This is a genomic window from Micromonospora eburnea, assembly GCF_900090225.1.
GTDB classification, from domain to species: Bacteria; Actinomycetota; Actinomycetes; order Mycobacteriales; family Micromonosporaceae; genus Micromonospora; species Micromonospora eburnea.
The window spans coordinates 1,185,238-1,206,094 of sequence record NZ_FMHY01000002.1 but is presented as its reverse complement, the minus strand read 5'-3'; the positions used below and the strand labels follow the sequence as shown (position 1 = coordinate 1,206,094).

Annotated in this window: 12 protein-coding genes and 3 tRNA genes; 5 read left to right on the top strand and 10 right to left on the bottom strand. The window is 69.7% G+C overall.

The window, feature by feature from the left end; all coding sequences use genetic code 11:
• Positions 1-215: 215 nt before the first annotated feature.
• From GA0070604_RS05825 to GA0070604_RS05800, 3 genes are all read right to left on the bottom strand, one after another.
• Complete coding sequence (locus tag GA0070604_RS05825) at positions 216-6,692, bottom strand: carboxypeptidase regulatory-like domain-containing protein (protein ID WP_244161769.1); 6,477 nt, start codon at positions 6,690-6,692, stop codon at positions 216-218.
• 338 nt (positions 6,693-7,030) lie between these two features.
• Positions 7,031-7,837: an alpha/beta fold hydrolase gene (locus GA0070604_RS05805; protein ID WP_091126926.1), complete on the bottom strand. Its 807-nt coding sequence runs from the start codon at positions 7,835-7,837 to the stop codon at positions 7,031-7,033.
• Between the two features lie 127 nt (positions 7,838-7,964).
• Positions 7,965-8,630, bottom strand: a complete 666-nt coding sequence (locus tag GA0070604_RS05800; protein WP_091126925.1) for a DUF4097 family beta strand repeat-containing protein — start codon at positions 8,628-8,630, stop codon at positions 7,965-7,967.
• 237 nt (positions 8,631-8,867) lie between these two features.
• Here GA0070604_RS05800 and GA0070604_RS05795 point away from each other — a divergent pair, with 237 nt between their 5' ends.
• Positions 8,868-9,623: a MarR family transcriptional regulator gene (locus GA0070604_RS05795; protein ID WP_091115324.1), complete on the top strand. Its 756-nt coding sequence runs from the start codon at positions 8,868-8,870 to the stop codon at positions 9,621-9,623.
• Between the two features lie 156 nt (positions 9,624-9,779).
• Here the strand turns inward: GA0070604_RS05795 and GA0070604_RS05790 are convergent, their stop codons facing one another.
• Both GA0070604_RS05790 and GA0070604_RS05785 read right to left on the bottom strand, forming a co-directional pair.
• Positions 9,780-10,412, bottom strand: coding sequence for a hypothetical protein (locus GA0070604_RS05790; protein ID WP_091115318.1), 633 nt, complete (start codon positions 10,410-10,412; stop codon positions 9,780-9,782).
• Positions 10,413-10,742: 330 nt separating this feature from the next.
• A tRNA-Lys gene (locus GA0070604_RS05785) sits at positions 10,743-10,818 on the bottom strand.
• Positions 10,819-11,102: 284 nt separating this feature from the next.
• On the opposite strand from GA0070604_RS05785, the gene GA0070604_RS05780 reads away from it, so the two are divergent.
• Positions 11,103-12,083 (top strand): DUF2804 domain-containing protein, encoded by a 981-nt coding sequence (locus GA0070604_RS05780; RefSeq protein ID WP_091115316.1) that lies wholly within the window; start codon positions 11,103-11,105, stop codon positions 12,081-12,083.
• Here the strand turns inward: GA0070604_RS05780 and GA0070604_RS05775 are convergent.
• The 3 genes from GA0070604_RS05775 to GA0070604_RS05765 all read right to left on the bottom strand — a co-directional run bounded on the left by GA0070604_RS05775 (position 12,068) and on the right by GA0070604_RS05765 (position 15,456).
• Entirely contained in the window at positions 12,068-13,825 is a 1,758-nt protein-coding gene (locus tag GA0070604_RS05775; protein WP_091115313.1) for a glycoside hydrolase family 2 protein, read from the bottom strand. The two genes, GA0070604_RS05780 and GA0070604_RS05775, sit on opposite strands and share 16 nt — an antisense overlap.
• Positions 13,822-15,150 (bottom strand): MFS transporter, encoded by a 1,329-nt coding sequence (locus GA0070604_RS05770; RefSeq protein ID WP_091115308.1) that lies wholly within the window; start codon positions 15,148-15,150, stop codon positions 13,822-13,824. Before GA0070604_RS05770 ends, GA0070604_RS05775 begins: the two co-directional genes overlap by 4 nt.
• 233 nt (positions 15,151-15,383) lie before the next feature.
• Positions 15,384-15,456 (bottom strand) — tRNA-Lys (locus tag GA0070604_RS05765).
• Between the two features lie 186 nt (positions 15,457-15,642).
• Here GA0070604_RS05765 and GA0070604_RS05760 point away from each other — a divergent pair.
• Positions 15,643-16,923: a L,D-transpeptidase gene (locus tag GA0070604_RS05760; protein ID WP_091115305.1), complete on the top strand. Its 1,281-nt coding sequence runs from the start codon at positions 15,643-15,645 to the stop codon at positions 16,921-16,923.
• A 223-nt stretch (positions 16,924-17,146) separates the two neighbouring features.
• The gene (locus GA0070604_RS05755) at positions 17,147-18,457 is read left to right on the top strand and encodes a L,D-transpeptidase (RefSeq protein ID WP_091115301.1); all 1,311 of its coding nucleotides are present in this window, start codon (positions 17,147-17,149) and stop codon (positions 18,455-18,457) included.
• A 176-nt stretch (positions 18,458-18,633) separates the two neighbouring features.
• Here GA0070604_RS05755 and GA0070604_RS05750 read toward each other — a convergent pair.
• Positions 18,634-18,706 (bottom strand) — tRNA-His (locus GA0070604_RS05750).
• A gap of 100 nt (positions 18,707-18,806) precedes the next feature.
• A complete protein-coding gene (gene orn, locus GA0070604_RS05745; RefSeq protein WP_091115298.1) occupies positions 18,807-19,397 on the bottom strand; it encodes an oligoribonuclease in 591 nt (196 codons plus the stop codon).
• A gap of 73 nt (positions 19,398-19,470) precedes the next feature.
• On the opposite strand from orn, the gene GA0070604_RS05740 reads away from it, so the two are divergent.
• Positions 19,471-20,730 (top strand): glycosyltransferase 87 family protein, encoded by a 1,260-nt coding sequence (locus tag GA0070604_RS05740; RefSeq protein ID WP_091115294.1) that lies wholly within the window; start codon positions 19,471-19,473, stop codon positions 20,728-20,730.
• Positions 20,731-20,857: the final 127 nt, after the last annotated feature.

Here is a 20,857-nt window from a genome sequence, read left to right as displayed (position 1 = left end):
ACCAGGACGGCGGCGACGGCCGCTGCGAGCGGGCCGCGACCCCAGTCCTTACCTCTGCGCGACGGAAAAGCTACTGACAGTGAATATCGGGAGAGTGCAGAAGTCTTCATGGGGGCTCCGAGAGTTTCGTGGCTCAGCACGAGGCGACAGGCCGAGAGGGTGGGCGGGGAATCTCGCACGAGACGCCCCGCCCACTCACGTTCCGGACGGTGGTGTCAGGGGGTGGGCGGGTTGAACCGCAGCCCCAGGCCGGGCCGGAGGACCGGCTGGCGGTACGCGTACTGGATTGCGGAGGTGCCGTCGGCGTTCTCGATGCCGATGGTGGCGCCGCCACCGCGCTCCAGGAACGTGCCGTCGTTGTCGGTGTAGGCGAAGCTGTAGCCGCCGGCCTCGTCGAGGATGGCCTGGAAGGTCACCCGGGTGAGCGGGTCCTCGTAGGAGTGGACGTTGCGCCACTCGATGACGAACTGCCGGTTGGGTGCGCTGCCCCGGACGGTGGTACGGACGCTGGCGCTGCTGTCCACCACCCAGTCGTGCCAGAACGGGTAGAGCGCGGCGTTGGGCTCCTCCGGGCTGGCGGGCGAGGGGATGGGCCACGCGTCGGGTGACGGCACCCGGGGGTCGATGAAGCTGACGACCCCGTTGATGTCGACCCAGCCCGTGTTGTACGTCTGCCCGTACAGCGTCACCGGGAAGGGCAGGGCCACCGACGTGTAGGCGTCGTCGCCGGTCAGCGGTAGCACCGTGCTGTTGGCGGGGGTGTACGGCACCGGCTGCTCCGCCAGTGTGTATCCGCCCCCGGTGGGCGTGGCTCCCAGGCTGTAGTCGGCGGTGACCTGGGTGTTGGTGCCCACGACGACCTGCCGTACGTCGGAGCCCTTGCAGGCGCCGCTGGTCACGGTGGCGATCACGGCCCAGGACCCGGCCGGCACGTTGGTGATCTGGTAGGTGCCGTTGGCCGCGGTGGTGGCGGTCCGGTCGGCGACCGTCACGGTCGCCCCGGCGACCGGGGTGCCCTGGCAGGTGACGGTGCCGGTGACGCTGCCCTGGCCGGGCGGGTTGGGCTTGAAGGTGATGGCCTGTCCGGTGGCCAGCAACGACTCCTTGTGCAGGTACTGGAAGGCGATGGATCCGTCGGCGTTCTCGATGCCGATGGTGGCTCCGCTACCGCGCAGGACGGGTTTGGCGGGGTCGATGTTGGTGTAGGCGAGGGTGATGTCACCGCCTTCGTTGAAGATCGCCTCGAAGCTGGTCCGGGTGTTGGTGTCGCCCCAGTAGTGGACGTTGCGCCATTCCACGATCCACTGCCGGTTGGGTGCGGTGCCGCTGATCTTCGTGGCGATGCGGGCCTCGGAGTCGACGACCCAGTCGTTCCAGTGGACATAGACGGCGGCGTTGGGCGAGCCCTCCTTCGCCGGCGACGGGATGGTGCCCGGCTGCGCGGCGATCCAGCCGAAGTACGCCGGGTCCTTGAAGCTGATCAGGCCGTTGGCGCTGATCCAGGCCGACGTGTACGACTCGCCGTAGAGCTTGACCGGGAAGGGCGGGTTCTTCTGCCAGACGGTGTCGTCGCCGCTCCAGCCCTCGACGATGTCGCCGGGGATGTAGGTCTGCGCGCCGGTGGTGCACTTGTAGCCGAACTCGTCACCGTCGACCATCACCGACAGGTCCACGTCCGAGGTCCCGCCGGGGTGGTTGATGACCTCCTTGGCGGACTGGCCGACGCACCGGTTGTCCCCGGTCGACGCCGCCACGGTGTATTCGCCGACGGGTACGCCGGTGAACTGGTAGCTGCCGTCGGCGCCGGTGGTGGTGCTGCGGTTACCCGGGTTCAGCGTGACGGTGGCTCCGGCGTACGGGCCGCCGGTCACGGCGGTGGTGAGCACCCCCTTGACCGTGCCGACCGGCGCCGGCGTGTAGGTGATGGAGCTGCTCGCGGTCAGCACCGCCTCCTGGAAGGAGTACAGGGCCGCCACCGTTCCGGAGGCGTTCTCCAACCCGACGGTCGCCCCGGCGCCGGTCTGCGTCGGCGTGGACATCGCGCCGTAGTGGAAGGCGATCCGCCCGTCCTCGTGGAAGATCACCTCGAAGGTCACCCGCTCCGTGTTGTACGGGCGGAAGCCCACGTTGCGCCACTCGACGACGAAGTACCGGTTCGGTGCGGTGCCGAACGTCTGGGTCCGGACACTCGCCGACCCGTCGACCTCGAAGTCGTCCCAGAACGGGGCCACCACGGCGTTCGGTGCGGCCGCGGTCGGCATCGTCGGGTTCGCCCACGCGTCCACCGCACCGTGCACGCTGCCGAAGTTCACCAGGCCGTTGGTGTGCACCCAACCCGACGTGTACGACTGGCCGTGGAACTGCACCGGGAACGGCAGGGTGACCGAGGTGGCGGCGTCGTCACCGGTCAGGGCGAGCACGTTCGAGGCCGCGACGAACCCGGACGGACCGGTGGTGCAGGCGTATCCGAGGCCGCCGTAGTCCGGGCCGAGCCGCAGGTCGCGGACGGTGTCGGCGGAGAGTTCCACCTGGCTGCGCACGACCGCACCGCACCGACCGGCGAGCTTGACCGACACGGTGTAGCTGTCGGCCACCAGGCCGGTGAAGCTGTACGCCCCGCCGGCGCCGGTGGTGGCGCTCAGACCGCTCGGGTCCAGCGTGACCGTGGCACCGACCACCGGGGCGCCGGCCGCGTCGGTGAGCGTGCCGGTCAGGTTGTGGGTCTCCAGCCCGCCGGCCACGTCCGGGCGGACGAAGGTGACCGCCCGGGTGTTGGCGAGCACCGGCTCGTCGACCGAGTAGAACAGGCGGTCCTGGCCGGCCGGCGCCTCGATGCCGACGATGGCGTTGGCGCCCTTCTCGGCGTCGTTGTCGAGCTGGTCGTAGTTGGTGGTCACCGTACCGTCCGGCGCGAGGATCGCCTCGAACGACAGGCGCTGGCTGGTGTTGCCCTTACGGTGCACGTTGCGCCACTCGACGACGAACCGCTGGCCGGTGCCGGTGCCGGTGGTGGCGGTCCGCACGCTCGCCGACGCGTCGACCACCAGGTCGTCCCAGAACGGGGCCACCACGGCGTTCGAGGCCGCCGGCGGTGGCAGCTGCCCACCCCCGGTGTACGGGTGCGAGCCACCCGGGTCGGTGAACGACAGCAGGCCGTTGGTGTCGACCCAGGCGCTGCGGTACGCGCCGCCGTAGAACGGGAAGGCGAACGGCAACGACACGGTGGTGACGGCGTCGTCACCGGTCAGCGCCAGCGCGGTGCTCGCCGTGGTGAAGGCCGTGGTCTGCTCCGTGCAGGTGTGGCCCAGGTCGTCGCTGAACAGACCGAGGAAGATGTCGAACGTGAGCCCCTGGCCGTCGATCTCGAGCGGCCCGCTGAACGCCGGGCCACAGCGGCCGCCGACGGTGGCGGTGATCGTGTAGTTGCCGGGCGGGAAGTTGGCCAGCGCGTAGCTGCCGTCAGCGCCGCTGGTCGCCTGGTATCCGCCCGGTTGCAGACGGACGACGGCCCCGGCCTGCGGCATCCAGTACGGGTCCCACACGGTGCCGGACAGGCTGGCCGCGGGTGTCACGGTGAAGGGGTTCTGCCGCATCAGGCTGACCCGGTTGCCGTCGTCCACCGCGGCCGCGTACACCAGGTGCTCACCGGTCGTGCTGCCTACGTTGATCGTGACTGTTGCCGTGCCGCCCGGGCTGCTCGCGTTCACCGTGGTGCCCAGGCCGGTGCCGTCGACGCTGTACTTGAACTTCGTGACGTTCGTGTCCCCACCCGCGTCGAACTTCACGGTCAGTTGCCCGCCGGCCGTGACGCTGGTCCCGTTCGGGAAGGTGATCTTCGGCGGCAGCGGCACCGCCAGCTTCGCCAAGTTCGCCGGGGTCTCGATGAAGTTGTAGAACCGCACGTCGTCGACGGTTCCGGTGAAGAAACTGTCCGCGCCGCCATTCCACCTGCGCCGGCCGACCGCCACCTCGGAGGTGGCGTTGAAGCCACCGGACAGGGTCGTCGTGGCGGTCTGCGCCACACCGTTGACATACAACGTCATCTTCTTCGTTGACGCGTCGTACACACCGGCGAGGTGCGTCCACTTACCCGCCGTCGGAGCCGCGTCAGACAGCACGCTGTAGAGCGCCGGGTTGTCGGTGTCAGCCGCTGGCATGGTGAATCGCCAGCGCTGGTTGCTACCGGCGTAGCCGAGCTGGTAGGCGGACGTCCGAGATCCGCTTGCGCTGAGCACGGTCTGGAAGGCGGTTCCTTCGGTCGAGTTGATCTTCACCCAGGCGGCCGCCGTGAAACTCGAGTCCGTCCGCACCGGGGTGGACACGCCAGTGTCAGGGTGCGGGGTGTTGATCGTTCCGCTCATGGTCGCCGCGGTGGTGCCGGGCAGCGACAGCGCGGTGCCCACACCGGAGCGGCCGGCGACCCGGCTCGCCGAGCCGGTGCTCAGGGTGTTGCCGTGACCGGAGACGTCGGTGGCGGTGGTGCCGGTCTCCTCGAACGTCCACTCCGCCGCCGGACCCGAGCCGGCGCGGACGCTGAACGTGTAGACCACCGAAGTGGAGAAGCGGCCCGCGTGGTCCTTCGACCACACGTAGAGCTTGTTCACCCCGTCGTGCAGCGGGGCCAGGGTGAGCGAGGCACCGTAGTCCGTGCTGCGGGCCGGGACGGTCGGGGCGTCGAGCAGCACACCCGAGTCGAGGCTGTAGGCGTACTCCTTGACCTCGTACGGCCGAACGGTCGGCGGCGCGATGTTGAACGTGCCGGACAGGCCGACCCCACCCCGCGGTACGCCGTCACTGGTGTAGTTGGTGGAGGTGACACTCGCCGGCGGTGGCGGCGGTGTGGCGTCGACGGTGAACTCGCACGTGCCCGACCAGGGGCCGTAGTGCGAACCGTCCCACGTCCGGGCCTGCCACACGTAGCTCGTACCGTCGGTCAACTTCCCGGAGGGGATCGCCTTCGACACCGTCGACGGGTTGCCCGCCGCCTGCGACACCTTGTCCGTCTCGTTACGCGAACCGCCCACCGGCCACCAGTAGAAGTACGTGGTCAACGACTGCTGCGCGGTGTCCGGGTCGGACTGCTTCGCGGCCAGAATCGGCGTGGTGGTCAGCACGTACGGGCGCGACGTCCCCGTCGCGCACGCCTTGCCGTCCGACTTACGGTCGCCGGGCGCGTTCGGGTCGGTGTTGTACGTGATCGCCAGCTTCGGCGAGGCGTGGTTGAACCGCTTCCACTGGTCCTTCGTGCCCTCGTCGACCGCCCGCAGCCCGACCGTCAGGGTCGACCACTTGTTCGCCGCCGCGTGCGCCACCATCGACGTGACGTTGAACTCGATGGTGCCGGTACCCAGACAACCGTGCACAGCCCCGTACTTGCGGTTGCCGAGCGTCTGCGAGGTGTAGCTGCTGTACCAGGTCGGCTGGTTGTTCCACGTCGTGCTCGTCGAGATCGCGCCGGTCATCCACAACTTCGCGTTCGACTTCGGGCTGCACGTCCACGACCACTTCTGCTCCACCCGGAACTGCGCGCTCAGGATGTGCTTGCCCGCCACGGTCGAGGTGTTCATCCGGAACAGCGAACGGATGATGTGGTCCGCGCAACCCGAGCAGTCCTCGGTACGCCCCGAACCCGCCGAGCCCTTCGTCGAGCCGTTCGTCAACGCCGACGAGTCCTGCCAGAACGAACTCGACTTGTACTTGCTCCACACCGACGTCCACGCGTTGCCCGAGATGCCGCCGGTCCAGGACGGATCGATGTAGATCGGCAGCTTCGCGCCCTGGTCGGCCAGCATCGCCTTGTCCGGAAGCAGCGTCATCGTGTCGCCGTCGACCCGCACCGGCATCACGGCGCGCCGAGCGTGCTCCGGCGCCGCTTCCTTGCCGGGGGCGACGCCATCGGCCCGACCCGCGGCAGCGGGTGTCTCCGCCACCGCCGGCTTACGCTTCGGGGCGACCGGCCGCTCCCGCTTGTCCTGCTCGGCCGGCCCACCCGCCTTCTCCTCGGAGGCCGAGGAATCCCACATCAGCGGCGCCGGCGCGGCGAAGACCGCGCCACCCTTGCTGTCGCGGGCGGCGAGTCCGCCTCCGGCGGACGTGCCGACCGTCACACCCTTCGTCTGGATCCCGAAGCGCAGCGACTGCAGCTTCGGGTTGGCCGCCGCCTCACGCGTCCGGACGACCAGCACCTCGGAGAACCCGAGCGGTCGGGCGGTGACCTGGAGGTCCACCCCCGGCAGGACATCCCGGTAGGTCGCCGTGGAGCCGTTCAACACCGGTGCCGGCAGCGTCCCGGGCCAGGAGACGGCCAACTCGCGGGAACCGTCCCGCACCCGCGCGAACGGCCCGTTTCCCTTGGCGGAGAAGACCAGCGGCAGGACGGTGGCCCGCGGGACGATCCCGTCGGCGGTCAGCTTCAGCGTCGTGTCCACCGGAACCCACGAACCGCCCTTACGCACCCGGGTCGGCTCGATACTCTGCTCCAACGTCTGTGACCCGTCGACGTTCAGGAACGTCTGTGACCACTCCGTACGCGCGGAGAGATCCTCCACCCGCCGGCCACAGAGCGCCAGCATCCGGCGAGCCGCCGCCGCGTCCGGCTGCTCGTCCACGCAGGTGTTGTTGTTCGGCGCGCTGGCCGCGGCCGGGGTGGCGGCCACCACCCCGAGCGTCGTGGCGGTAGTGGTGGCGGCCAATGTGACAGCCAACCAACGCCGTAAAGAGCCGGACCGAGCCCGCAGAACGCGCGCAGGCGAACGCCAACCAGCCATCGACAACCCCCGTGATCATGTCAGACGATTGGCCGAGACACTAGGGATGTAGATCAGTCGATGTAAAGGGCGACTACAACTTGTGAGGACGGAACGGGCAGAAGCCCGCGCAGGGGCCGACGCCATGACGCACCGTTATCGATCCCCGACCCTCGGCCCGTAGGCCCGCACCATCACCCGCCGTCGCCGCCCAACGAGCGTCCCAACCGGCCACGGGCTGCCGCTCACGGCAGAGCCCCTCGCTCAGGACGCTGGTCGCGTCTTCAGCGCATCCCGTGGCCGAGGGCGGCGACCTCGCGTACGGCCTCGGCGATGGCACGGAAGTCCTTGCGCAGGAGGGCGCCGTGGTTGCTCGCGACCTTCGCGCTCACCTTGATGTTCGGGTTGCGGGCGGTCACCGCGTCGAGGCTGGCGCGTATCCGTTCCTGCTCATCACCGCGGCTTCCGAAGGACGTCCCCGAAGCGACCACGTACCGCGTCGGGACGGTGATGCCGTCCAGCACCGGGCCCAGCTCGCGCTCGCGGGAGAGCCTGCCCAGCTCGATGTTGCTGTCGGCCTGCTGCTCGGCGGTCATCCGCGGGGCCAGGCCCGTCAGGCGCAGCAGCGGCAGGAACCAGCCCATCCGCCGGAACAGCTTCCGGATCCGCTGCTCCATGGCCTCGTCGAGCCAGTCGTGCGGGAAAGCGCCGTCAACCAGGACCGCGCCCAGGGCACGGTCCGGATTCCGGCCGACCCAGTGCGCTCCGACGACCGCCCCGTAGGACCAGCCCACCAGCAGCGCCCGGTCCACCCCCCTGGCCGCGAGAACGGCATCCACATCCCGGACGGCGACCTCGAAGGAATAGTCCGCTGAACGCTTCGATCTGCCGCGAGCCCGCTCGTCGTAGGTGAGGTGCCGATAGTCGGGGCCGAGTTCCGCGATGACCCGACGCCAGTACCCCTGAGTGGCAAACTGGCCGTTGAGGTAGACCACGGGGATACCGGGACCGCCGGTGTCGGTGACCGCCAGAGCCGTATCGTCAATCGGCACCATGCCGGTCCACTTCGAATTGCTGCTGTTCTTCGTCATGGGGTTCCCCCTGGTCGCGTTACGTGGATGGCGGGTGGCTCGCGGCAGACGGCCGGCCGTGCGGTCGGCGACGACCGACAGGATCTCGGTCGCGGTGGGCACGGCCGGACCGTCCGGTTCCGTCTCGTCAGAGGCTGCGGGCGGTGATGTCGCCGTGGGCGGTGGTGGCGCGGATGTCGAGTTCGGCGGTGCCATCGTTCTTGAGGGCGTTGCTGATGCGGCCGTAGCCGGTGTCGGCGTCCAGGGCGGCCGAGACGCCGGCGGCGGCGACGACCGAGATGTCGCCGGACTGGGTGCGAAGCACGACCGTGCCGCGCACGGCCTCGGCGATCCGGATGTCGCCCCGTGCGGTGCTGATCTCCGCAGGGCCGTTGAGCCGACCAACCTCGACGTCACCGTCGGTCGCGGTGAGCCGGACGCTCGCCGCCTCGTCGATCTTGATCTGGCGGTACGCGCCCTCGAAGGCGACGTCGCCAAGGCGGCCGACACCGCGGAGCTCGGTGCTTGCGGCCCTGGCCTCGATCCGCGAGCCGGCGGGCAGCTGAACGGTGACCTCCAGGGATCCGGAGGAACCGAAGAGCTGGTTCCGGGGCTCGGGGGCATGGATTCGCAGAACGCCGTCGACGTAGGCGACGGTGGTCTGCTCGGCGGCCTGGAGGTCGCGGCTCTTGCCGGGGTTGGCGGGCAGGACCTCGACGGTGGTGTCGACGCGGTCGGCGGCGATGAACTGGATGCGTCCGGCGGGGATGTCCAGGACGGCGGAGATCGGGGTGGGGGTGTCGAACTTCTGCATCATGCTCTCCGTACTCATTCACTGTTTCCAACGTTGGAAACGCTACGTTGCTTTCCAAATAAAGGCAACGAGCTTGTTGCACGGAACATGCATTTCCGCAGGCCACATGCCTGAAATCGTTGCAACCGCCTTGCCTTTAACGCAACGGAAGCCAACCCGCGCATTGCAATGGACGAACGGTGAACGCTACAGTGGGGCATCAGGGACCGCCCACGGAGAACCACCAGGGAGATCGCGATGCCAGGAGGCAGGCTCACCCAGCAGGAACGCCAGCAGATCGCGCTGGGGCTGGCCGACAGCCTTCCCTACGCCGAGATCGCCCGACGCCTCGACCGTCCGACCTCGACGGTCACGCGTGAGGTGATGCGCAACGGCGGCCCCACCGCCTACCGCGCCGACCTGGCCCATCGCGCTACCGAGCGCCGCGCCCAGCGGCGCAGACCCGTCTCCTCCCGAGGGCCGGAGTCAGTCCCCCAGCCACACGGACGCGACGCCGAGGCCGTGGCCGAGTACGAGGAGACGCTCACCACCGTCCTCATGGCCTCCGGCCTGCCCAAAATGATGGCCCGGGTGCTGACCTGCCTGTTCACCACCGACGCGGGCAGCCTCACCGCGTCCCAACTCGCCCAGCACCTCCAGGTCAGCCCGGCGTCCATCTCCAAGGCCATCTCCTACCTGGAGAGCCAGAGCCTGGTCCGCCGAGAACGCGACGAACGCCGCCGCGACCGCTACGTCGTCGACGACGAACTCTTCTACCAGGCGACAATCGCCAGCGCGCGATCCAACGACCAACTCGTCGAGACCGCCCGCCAGGGCGTCGCCGTCCTCGGCCCCCACACCCCCGCCGCCGCCCGCCTGGAGAACATCGCCCGCTTCCTCGACTTCGTCAGCGAAAGCATCACCCGTGCCGCCGATCAGGCCCGCGAAGTCCTCCACACCAAACCCGAAACCACCTCGACCGGCACCGCCCAACCAAGCCCGGAGCGCGAATAGCAGCCGTCCTGATGACGCCGATGCCGCTCACGTCGAGGTCCCTTCGCTCCAAATGGCCTCGGCGGTGGCGACTCGGTAGGAGTCCGGCAGTGGGGCCGCTACGAGCATGGCCTGAGCGCACTGCGCTGCGCCTATCAGGTGGCACCAGCCCGCAAGTCACCCAGCGTGATCCTCAGGATCGGCTGCGACTTCGATGTACCGGGCGATCTGCAGCAGGTCCCACGCTCGGAAGTAGGCTGCCTGGTCGTCTCGCCAAAGGTTGGGCTGAACGCGCTCGCGGAGCGTTTCGATGGCGGCGGTCAGGAGTTGCCGGTGCTGCGGCGTCAGTGCTCCCGCAGCCGCCACGCATGCCCTCATGCAGCAGCCGAGCTGCGCCGCGATCGGATCGTCTGATGCCAGCAACGCGGCGAGGCGATCGCGCTGCCAAAACGTCAGTGCGCGGAGCGCGGCCCGCTTAGGAGCGCCGTACCAGTAGCCGCGTAATTGGTGTGGATTAGGGTCGTCGGGACGCGGCTGTCGCTGGCCACGCCGCTTGGCTGCGACCCGGGCCTCGGCATAACGGCGAACTTCGACGCGACGGGCTGCCCTGCTCGCCGAGAGGGCGTCGAGCGCGCGGAGGAGTGCCTCCTCTTCACGCTGGAACGGCCCGGCCAGTTCTTCGAGGAAACTCAGTGTGGCGTGAAAGCCGATCGGCCGGTACAGCTGTACGCAGGAGCGCAGCGCCGACACCCGGCGCTGGTACGGCAAAGCCGGATCGCGTACCTGGCGGGCGTAGGCGCTGAAACTCACGCCGACGAGGTTAACCAGCGACCGTCACCGCCTCGGGCGCCTGCGCCGACACGGCCAGGTAGCTCCCCGCCAACCGGTGAGGCTTCGCATGAAGACTTCCCGCGGGCCGCTCAAAAGGCAGTCGGGGGCCTGACGAATGCTTAAACCGGATCGACGCCAAGATGGGCATTCGACTCGGGTGCAAGGCCGATTAGTCGGCGGGAGCCATCCTCGCCAGGCACCCGCCACACGTCCAACCGCTGCCGAGCACACGGCGAGCAGCCGACCATCGGCAGGGACACGAAAGAGGCCCTGACCCGGCGCGAAACGCCAGGTCAGGGCCTTGATTGCTGGTGCGCCGCCAGGGACTCGAACCCCGAACCCGCGGATTAAGAGTCCGCTGCTCTGCCAGTTGAGCTAGCGGCGCTCGCTGGCAACGGGGAGAGACATTAACACGGGCCCGACGGGGCTCAACGGGCGGCCGCCCGCTACGGGATGATCACCATTTGGAGCCCGCACAGCTCCCCTGCTCGATCATCCGATGCGCCTCGGCCAGCTCGGCCCGGCGGTGGCATGAGAGATCACGTGGCCTGGCGCAGCCGGGAGAGCCCGTCCACCGACACCACGGCCCGCCCGGCGGCGCTGCCCTGCCGGCCGCCGTACCCGACGGGGATCGGAACCGCCGTCACCAGGCGTCGTTACGCTTCCCCCGTGACGCACGAGAAGGAGATCGTCGAGCCGGTCGACCTGTGCCTGCCGAACGGGCGGCTCAACCCCGCGGCGGTCGGCTGGACCCGCCGACCGCTGCACCGGGCGAACCTGCGCGGCTGGGGTAGGGCCAAGCGCTGGGAGTATTGGGGGATCGTCACGCCCACCCACATCGTCGGCCTCGTCGCGTCGTCGCTGGACTACGCCGGCGTGCACGGCGTCTACGTGCTCGACCGCGCCACGAAGGTCGAGGTCAGCAAGGACGTGGTGGTCCCCTTCGCCCGTGGCGCCGTACTGCCGCCCGTCAGCGGCGCGGGCACCGCGAGCGTGCGCGGCGCCGGCCTGTCGATCGACATCGACCAGAACTCCGAGGGGAGCACGATCCGCGCCACCGCACCGGGCGTCGAGATCGACCTCGTCGTGCCGCTGCCGCCCGGCCACGAGTCGCTCGGCGTCGTGGTCCCGTGGAGCGCGCGCCGGTTCCAGTACACGGTCAAGGACGTCGGACGCCCGGTGCGCGGCTCGCTCCGGGTGAACGGCGCGGCGCACGCCGTGGCCGAGGAGGACTCGTTCGCCGTACTCGACCACGGCCGGGGCAAGTGGCCATACGCGATCCGGTGGAACTGGGCGGCCGGCAGCGGGCCGGGCGTGTCGATCCAGCTCGGTGGCAAATGGACCGACGGCACCGGCTCGACCGAGAACGCCCTTTTCGTCGACGGGCGGCTGCACAAGCTCGGCGCCGAACTGCGCTGGAGCTACGACCGCCGCGACTGGCTGCGGCCGTGGCGGATCAGCGGTGACCGGGTGGAGGTGGAGTTCCACCCGTTCCACGAGAAGATCGCGCGCACCAACCTCGGCATCGTGGCCAACGAGACCCACCAGTGCTTCGGGCACTTCTCCGGCTGGGTCCAGGCGGACGATGGCGAACGGGTGACCGTGGACGGCCTGGTCGGATGGGCGGAGGAGGCTCACAACCGCTGGTAGCGCAGCCGGGCGTTGACCTGCCGGACGGCCTCCTCGGGGAGTTTGACCACGCGGCGGTCGTAGGTGAGCAGACCGTTCAGCTCGTCCTCCACATCGGATAGCTGCGTGTAGACGGTCGCGCTCAGACCAGCCGGGATCGCGGGTTCGATCTGCTCGGTGTGCAGCCGTACGAAGGCCTCGCCCAGCTCCTCGGCGGTCCGGCACCGCCGGTAGCCGAAATCCTTGCGGCTGAAGGCATGCCCGTCGACGCGCAGGTTGTAGCCGCCGTACTCCGACAGCACCAGCACCCGCCGGTCGCCGCGTCGCCGCGGCACCCGGAACCGGCGGAAGTAGACGTGCAGGCTCCTGAGGTCGCCGCCGCGCTGGTCGTGCCACCCGCTGGCGTGGTCGACCGTACGGGTGGGGTCGAGCTCGGCGACCTCGCGGGCGATCCGGGCCGCGTCGAACTGCCCCCAGCCCTCGTTGAAGGGCACCCATACGGCGAGACTCACCACGTTGCGCAGGTGCTCGACGGTGTCGCGCAGCTCCGCCCGGAACTGGGCCCGCCCGCCCGCGTTGGCGCGGCTGAACCAGCGCCGCCACCGGCCCCGATCGGGCAGCCGTAGCGGCGTCACCGCCGGCGCGGTGACGACCAGCGGGTGGTAGCTGCCGCCGCCGTTGACCATGTCCTGCCAGACCAGCATTCCCAGCCGGTCGCAGTGGTAGTACCAGCGCAGCGGCTCGACCTTGATGTGCTTGCGCAGCATGGTGAACCCGAGTCGTTTCATGGTCGCGATGTCGGCGACCATCGCCTCGTCGGAGGGCGCGGTGTACATGCCGTCCGACCAGTAGCCCTGGTCGAGAATCCCGGCGTGGAAGTACGGCTGGCCGTTGAGCAGCAGCCGGGGCACGCCGTCCCCGTCCGGTCCGACCCCGAACGAGCGCATGCCGAAGTAGCTGCGGACCCGGTCCGCGCCCAGCTCGGCGGTCACGTCGTACAGGAACGGATCCTCGGGGCTCCATACCCGTACCCCCGGGATCGGGATACGCACGGCTACGCCGACGGGCGCGGCGGCCTCGGCCACCGAGACCCCGTCGGCCAGGATCCGGATGCCGGCGTCGCCGGAGGTCGCCGTCGCGTGCACGGTCACCTCGACGCAGCCCTCGTCGAGGAGCGGAGTCAGGGTGAGGTGCTGCATGTGGACGGCGGGCACGCTCTCGGCCCACACCGTCTGCCAGATCCCGGATTGGGCGGTGTACCAGATGCCGCCGCGGCGCAGCCGCTGCTTGCCCCGGGAGTGGTGGCCGGTGTCGCTGTCGTCCTGGACCGACACGACCAGGACGTTGGCATCCTCACGGAGCGCGTCGGTGACGTCGCAGGTGAACGGCAGATACCCACCGGTGTGGCCGCCGACCCGGACTCCGTTCAGGTACACCTGGCAGGTCTGGTCGACCGCGCCGAAGTGCAGCAACAGCCGCGAGCCGGCCGCGTGGAAGCCCGCCGGCAGCGCCAGCGGGCGGCGGTACCACAGCGTCTCGCCGGGCCGCAGCTGGCGCCCGACGCCGGAGAGCGTGGACTCCGGTGAGAACGGCACGAGGATCTCACCGTCGTAGCGCTCAGGCTCCGCGGCGGAACCGGTGATCGCGTACTCCCACCGGCCGTTGAGGTTGAGATAGCTGTCCCGGGCGAACTGCGGGCGCGGGTACTCGGGCAGGACACGCTCCGTGTCGAGCGTGGCACCCCACGGGGTCAGCAGCGTCACGCCTGGGCCCCCCGCTCCCGCCGCCGCAGCGCCACGGCCGGCACCGCGATGAGGACCAGCACGGCCAGCGCCATGAGGAAGACGGCCGGCGTCGGGACCTGCTTGACCACACCGAGGTCCTCGTAGACCTCGCCGGCGTTGGTGATCACGGCGGCACCGAGGTAGGGGCCGATGAGCATAGGAATGAGGATGGCGAAGACCATCCGCAGCCCCTGGACATGGCCGGCCCGGTCCGGTGGCGAGTGGTCACGCACGATCGCGCCGATCGGGGCGAGGACGAGCATGAAGCCCGACATCATCACGATCCCGGCGGCGATCACGGGAACCATGCCGCGGGCGAAGAACATCAGCGCCAGGCCGGCACCGTAGACCACGACCGCCGGCAGCAGGAAGCGCACCTTGCCGACGCGGTCGATGAGCCGCCCGCTGAGCACGCTGATCGCCGACGCCGTGATCAGGACGATGGCGAGGACGATGGCGTACCCCTCGATCCTCAGGTACCGCTGCAGGTAGATGATCAGGTACGGCAGGAACACCTGTGTGGAGATCCCCCAGATCGACCAGGCCGCCAAGGCGAGGTAGAGCCCCGGGTTGGCCCGCATCGCGGCCGGGCGCAGACCGTAGACGACCGCACGTAGGTAGCCGCCCTCGTGCCGGACGAGTGACGGGCTGTCCTCGACCAGGAACCAGGCCAGCGCCCCGGCCACGGCCATGATCGCGCCGATGATCACGAAGAACAGCTGCCAGTTCCCGGTGCGGGCCAGCCCGTCGAATCCGCCGAAGATCACCAGCATCGAGACCAGCGGCATGATCGCGAGCACCGACTCGACCCGACCGCGGTTGGCCGGTTCGGTCACGTCGGTGACCCACGCCTGGAACGCCGCGTCGTTGGCCCCGGAGCCGAGGAAGGACATCAGGCAGTCGAGTGTGATCACCGCGATCGCCGTGACGAGCACGACGTTCGCGACGGGCGCGATGTCCCGCACGAGGCCCACGGTCAGGAAGCCGAACGCGGCGGTGGAGACGCCCCACAGCAGGTATCCGCCCGCGATGAACGACCTGCGCCGGCCGGTCCGGTCGGAGAGGGCGCCCAGGAGCAGAGTGGCGACCGTGGCGGTCACAGCGCTGGCGGCGACCATCGTGGCGATCGCGTTCGGATCGTCGGTGATCGTGTCGTACACGAACAGGTTCAGGTAGATGTTCTCGACGGTCCAGGCCATCTGCCCGACAAGTCCGAGAACGACCAGGGCAAGCCAGACGCGGAGGCGCAGATTGGCTGGACTGGCCGACGCGGCCGGGGTGAGCACACTCTGGGATGTGGACACGACGGCCTCCTTCGACGGATCAGAACAGGATCCACCCCGCCCGGCCGTCGGTGGGTTCGGGGTCGCCCAGGCCGCGTGAGCTATGGCTGCGCGCGGTACGAGCTCTCGTCAATCGCGAGCGTGAGCGTGACGTCGCGAGGCGGATCGTCGCGGCGCTCCACGAGCGCAGGCATCCGATCCGGCATACAAAAAGGCTCTGGTTCGGTGTGACCGAACCAGAGCCTTTTCACCTGTGCGCCGCCAGGGACTCGAACCCCGAACCCGCGGATTAAGAGTCCGCTGCTCTGCCAGTTGAGCTAGCGGCGCTCACCGGCAACGGAGAGAACACTAGCACGGCCCCTGACCCGGGTTCCAATCCGATCCCCGGCTCCCCTCTTCGGTCAAGCTTAACCGGCAAAATCCCCCAAATCTCCCTGCTGACGGAGTGAAGGGCCCGGAGCCATGGCGGTAATGCGGCACGATGTGCGCCAAGCATGCGAGAACGGGGTGGGGATGGGTAGGTTCGCGCGGGCCGGGGCGATGATGGGCGTCCTGGTCCTCACGGCGTCGCTGGCACTGACCGGGTGCGGGGACGACCAGAAGAAGCCGGCGTTCGTGGCCGGCGGGCAGCAGGCCGATCCGACCGCCAGCACGCCCGCCACGGAGACCACCACCGCCGTCCCGGGCGAGCCGGCGCAGCCGGACGTCCAGCCGCTGCGGGTGAGCCCGGCCGACGGCTCTGCCGGGCGGCCGGTCAGCACCGAGATCAGCGCGACGATTCCCGGCGGCGGGACGGTGTCGAAGGTCGTTCTCACCGCCGCGAACGGCAAGGCGGTGCCGGGCCGGATGCGTCGCGACGGCTCGTCCTGGGTGCCGTCCGCCCCGCTGAAGTACGCCACCCGCTACACCGCCACGGTCAGCGGCACCGGCACGGACGGCCAGACCCATGAGGGCACCAGCACCTTCACCACGATGGCCAAACCGAAGTCGATGATCGGTTCCGGGCTGTACCTGTTCACCGGCAAGACGTACGGCGTGGCGATGCCGGTGGTGGCCGAGTTCTCGCCGGGCATCCCGAAGAAGGACCGGGCCGCGGTGCAGAAGCGGATGTTCGTGCAGACCGACCCGCCGCAGCCGGGCGCCTGGCACTGGGTCGACAACGGCACCCAGGCGTACTACCGGGCGCCGGAGTACTGGAAGCCGGGCACCACGCTCACCGTACGGCTGGCGTTGGCCGGGATTCCGCTGAGCAACGGCCGATACGGCAACGTCGACCGGAGCGCGACCGCGGAGATCGGCCGCGCGTTCGAGATGAAGGTCGACAACGCGACCAAGAAGATGAGCGTGTACGAGAACGGCGCGCTGGTCCGCACCCTGCCGGTGAGCCTCGGCAAGAAGAGCACCCCGTCCTCCAGCGGCACGCTGGTGGTGATGGAGAAGAAGGAGTCGACGGTCTTCGACACCCGGGACGAGCCGGACCCTCGGAACCGGTACGTCACGAAGATCGACTTCGCCCAGCGGATCACCTGGGGTGGCGAGTACATCCACGCCGCGCCCTGGTCCGAGGGGGTGCAGGGCCGGCAGAACGTCTCGCACGGCTGCGTGAACGTCTCGATGGCGAACGGGCGGTGGCTGTTCGGCAAGACCCTGGTCGGCGACCCGATCACGGTCAGCGGCACCGAGCGGAAGCTGGCACCGGGCAACGGCTGGACGGCGTGGAACATGAGCTGGTCGCAGTTCGTCGCCGGCAGCGCGCTGCCGGTCCCGGACGGCGGCGCCGAGCCGGCCTTCTAGGCCGGCGTACCGTGGTCCGGACGGGCCGCCCCGGCCTGGCCGGGCCGTTTCGGCGCACGTCGGTGGCCGGGGTGGACGCGGGCCCCGGTCACGGAGCGTCGCAGCGCACGAAATCGTTACCTGGCGATTGGGGTGTTTCGGTTCACTCCAAGCAACGGGTATCTGTATCCGCGCGTCTGTAGGGGACGATGGGTTCGGGGATCACAACTGTGTGGGGGGAATCATGCGAGCTAGCCAGGACGAGCTGATCCGGCCCGGCGTCGCCCGGCGGAGGGGTCGACGCCGGATGTTCGTGGCCGCGGTGCTCGCCGCCGCCGTGGCGCTCACCTCCGCCTGCACCAGCGGCAGCAAGGGCGGCGACAAGCCGTCCAGCTGGCAGAGCGGCGAGAGCGCCCCGAAGGCGAGCGCCACCATCGCCGAGCCCAAGGCCGATGCCAAGGACGTCCCGGCCGCCACCGCCATCTCCTTCACCACCGAACAGGCGGAGCAGACCACGGTCGAGCTGACGGACGCCGCCGGCAAGTCCGTGCCGGGCCAGCTCGCGGCCGACGGGAAGAGCTGGCTGCCGGCCGGCGCCCTGGAGTACGGCCAGACGTACACCGCGACGGTGACCGCGACCGGCGACGACGGGAAGCCGGCGACGGCGACCAGCACCTTCACCACCATGGCCAAGCCCGCCAAGCAGATCAGGGTCAGCAGCTTCCTCGGCGACAACCAGGTCGTCGGCGTGGGCATGCCGCTGATCGTCAAGTTCAGCCGGGCCATTCCGCAGGACTACCGGGACGACGTGCAGCGCAGGATGACGGTCACCGCGAGCCCGGTCCAGGAGGGCATCTGGCGCTGGATCAGCCCCACCGAGGTGCACTACCGGCCGAAGGAGTTCTGGCAGGCCAACAGCACCGTGACGTACCGGGTGCAGGCGGGCGGGCTGCCGCTCGGTGACGGCTGGTACGGCCGCTCCGACCTGACCGTCGACATCAAGATCGGCCCGTCGTTCGTCATGACCGTCGAGAACAGCACCAAGCGGATGACGGTCACCAAGAACGGCAAGGTGGTCAAGACGATCCCGGTGAGCCTCGGCAAGAAGAGCACCCCGTCGTCCAGCGGCACCATGGTGGTGATCGAAAAGAAGAGGCACACGGTCTTCGACACCTTCGAGGAACTGGGCCCGGCGGACGGCTACCGCACCGAGATCGACTACGCGCAGCGGCTCACCTGGGGCGGCGAGTTCATCCACGCGGCCCCCTGGTCCGAGGGGGTGCAGGGCCGGCAGAACGTCTCGCACGGCTGCGTGAACGTCTCGATGAAGGACGGCGCCTGGCTCTTCGCCAACACCCGGCTGGGCGACCCGATCACGGTGAAGGGCACCGAGCGCAAGCTCCAGAACGGCAACGGTTGGACCGACTGGAACATGAGCTGGGACGAGTACGTCAAGGGCAGCGCCCTGCCGTACGAGCCGCCGGCGCAGCCGGACGAGGAGCCCAGCCCGAGCACGGACCCGGACACCACGGGCGAGCCCACCCCCACCGCCTGACCGGTGGGCAGACCTGCGCCCGCTCTCCCAGTTCGGGAGGGCGGGCGCTGTCGTCTGTTCGGGGGCGGTTGGGCGGCGATCGCCCGTGTGTCGTTCTCCCCTGCCGGTCCCCCGATACGCGTCAGGCCCCCTCCGAGGAGGGGGCCTGACCTGCGGTGGAGGACATCCACTAGCCGGGTGACTGATGGGAATTGAACCCACGACAACCGGGACCACAACCCGGTGCTCTGCCAACTGAGCTACAGCCACCATGCGCTCCGCGCCGGTCGGCCCGGGCGGGGTGCGGACTAATAATAGCCATACCCCTGCCACTCCCGTCCAGCGGGTTCCGGCCGACCGCGCCGACGGCTCAGAGCTGGGCCGCGATGGCCTTGGCGCTCTCCACATCCGGGCCGGGGAGCGGAACGAAGATGGTGCGCCGGTAGTACTCCAGCTCGCGGATGCTCTCCCGGATGTCGGCAAGGGCCCGGTGGGCCAGCCCCTTCTGCGGCTGCCCGAAATACACCCGCGGATACCAGCGCCGGCAGAGTTCCTTGATCGAGGAGACGTCGATCATCCGGTAGTGCAGGTGCGCGTCGAGGCGCGGCATGTCCCGGGCGATGAAGCCCCGGTCGGTGGCGATCGAGTTGCCACAGAGCGGCGCGCTGCGGGCGTCCTTGACGTACGAGGTGACGTATTGGAGCACCATGTCCTCGGCCTCGGCGAGGGTGACCGTGGAGCGGCGTACCTCCTCGGTGAGGCCGGACTTGCCGTGCATGGTGCGGACGATCTCCGGCATCCCCTCCAGCGCCGCCTCGTCGGCGTGGATGACCACGTCCACGCCCTCCCCGAGCACGTTCAGGTCGGGGTCGGTGACGAGCGCGGCGACCTCGATCAGGGCATCCCGGCGGAGGTCCAACCCGGTCATCTCACAGTCGATCCAGACGAGAAGATCAGCCACCGGACCAGACTACGCGTCGCCGAACCGCCCGCGCCTGGAGCACCCGACGGAGGTGGACCGCTAGTGTTCTTGCGTGCCCGCCGAACCCGTCGCGCCACCCGCCGTCACCGAGGACGATCCGGGCGGCCGTACGGTTCGTCGCCTGGTCACGGTGGTGGCGCTCGTGGCGGTGCTGCCCGTGCTGTACCAGCCGGGCCTGGGCCACGACTTCTTCGACCTGAAGATCTACATGCGGGCGATGGACTGGTGGGCGGCCGGCAACCCGCTCTACGACTACGTCCAGCCGGACCGGGTGCAGGGGGCCCTCTACTTCACCTATCCGCCGTTCGCCGCGCTGCTGCTACGGCCGTTCGCCCTGCTGCCGCTCGGCGCCACGGTGACGATCTTCACGGTGCTGACCGTGGTCGGCGTGGTGGTGACGACGCGGTGGCTGGTGACGCCGATGACGCGGCGGCACCAGCTGCCCCGGCTGTTCGCCCTCGCGGTGGCCGTCCTGCTGGTCTTCGCCGCGGAGAGCACCCGCGAGACGATCACCTTCGGCCAGATCAACATGCTGCTGGTGGTGCTGGTCCTGGCCGACCTGCTCTTCGCCGTACCCGGGGAGCGGGGCTGGGGCGGGGTGGGCGTGGGGCTGGCGACGGCGCTCAAGCTCTTTCCCGGCATCTTCATCATCTATCTGCTGGCCACCCGGCGCTGGCGGGCGGCCCTGGTCGCCTCGGCGACCGCGGCGCTGGCCACCCTGCTGGCCGCGGCCCTCGCGCCCCGCGACTCATGGCGGTTCTGGACCCAGGAGCTGTGGGCGACCGACCGGGTGGGTCGCACCGACTACACCGGCAACCAGTCGCTGTTCGGCCTGCTCAGCCGGTTCACCGCGCCGGAGAAGCCGAGTCAGCTGCCCTGGCTGCTGCTGGTCGGGGTGGTCGTCGGGTACGGGCTGTGGCGGGCCGCCCGGGTCGCCCGGGCCGGCGACGCGCTCGCCGGGCTCACCCTGACCGGCCTGGTCGGCGGGCTGGTCAGCCCGATCACCTGGACCCACCACCTGTACTGGTTCATCCCGGCGGCGGTGGTGCTGGTCGACGCCGCGCTCGACGAGCGGCGGGACCCGGTGACGGGTGCCCGGCAGCGCCGCTGGCTGTTCGCCCTGGCGGCCGGCACCGGCATCGTCAGCATCTACGGGGTGGTCACCTTCCTGGACTGGGGGGCCGCCCCGACGCGTACCGACAACGTCGGCGAGTTCGTCGTCCGCAACGCGTACGTGCTGCTCAGCCTGCTGTTGCTGGTGGCGTTGCCGGCCCGCCGACCGGAGCGGGCGGAGCACCGCGCCACGCCCTGAAAGTTGCACCAAATGGACAGATCTCGCGACTGATGCCGGTTCAGCGCTAATCTGCTCCCAACTACCTCAATTTTCTCCCAGGTAGCACCGAATTCCCCCGGTGACGGTGGCCCTCCGCGTCGGCAGC

Excerpts from the sequence above, each read along its gene's own strand:
- GA0070604_RS05795 (WP_091115324.1), top strand. The coding sequence starts at position 8,868 with ATGCCAGGAGGCAGGCTCACCCAGCAGGAACGCCAGCAGATCGCGCTG.
- GA0070604_RS05755 (WP_091115301.1), top strand. The coding sequence starts at position 17,147 with ATGCGAGCTAGCCAGGACGAGCTGATCCGGCCCGGCGTCGCCCGGCGG.
- GA0070604_RS05800 (WP_091126925.1), bottom strand. The coding sequence starts at position 8,630 with ATGCAGAAGTTCGACACCCCCACCCCGATCTCCGCCGTCCTGGACATC.
- GA0070604_RS05805 (WP_091126926.1), bottom strand. The coding sequence starts at position 7,837 with ATGACGAAGAACAGCAGCAATTCGAAGTGGACCGGCATGGTGCCGATT.
- GA0070604_RS05760 (WP_091115305.1), top strand. The coding sequence starts at position 15,643 with ATGGGTAGGTTCGCGCGGGCCGGGGCGATGATGGGCGTCCTGGTCCTC.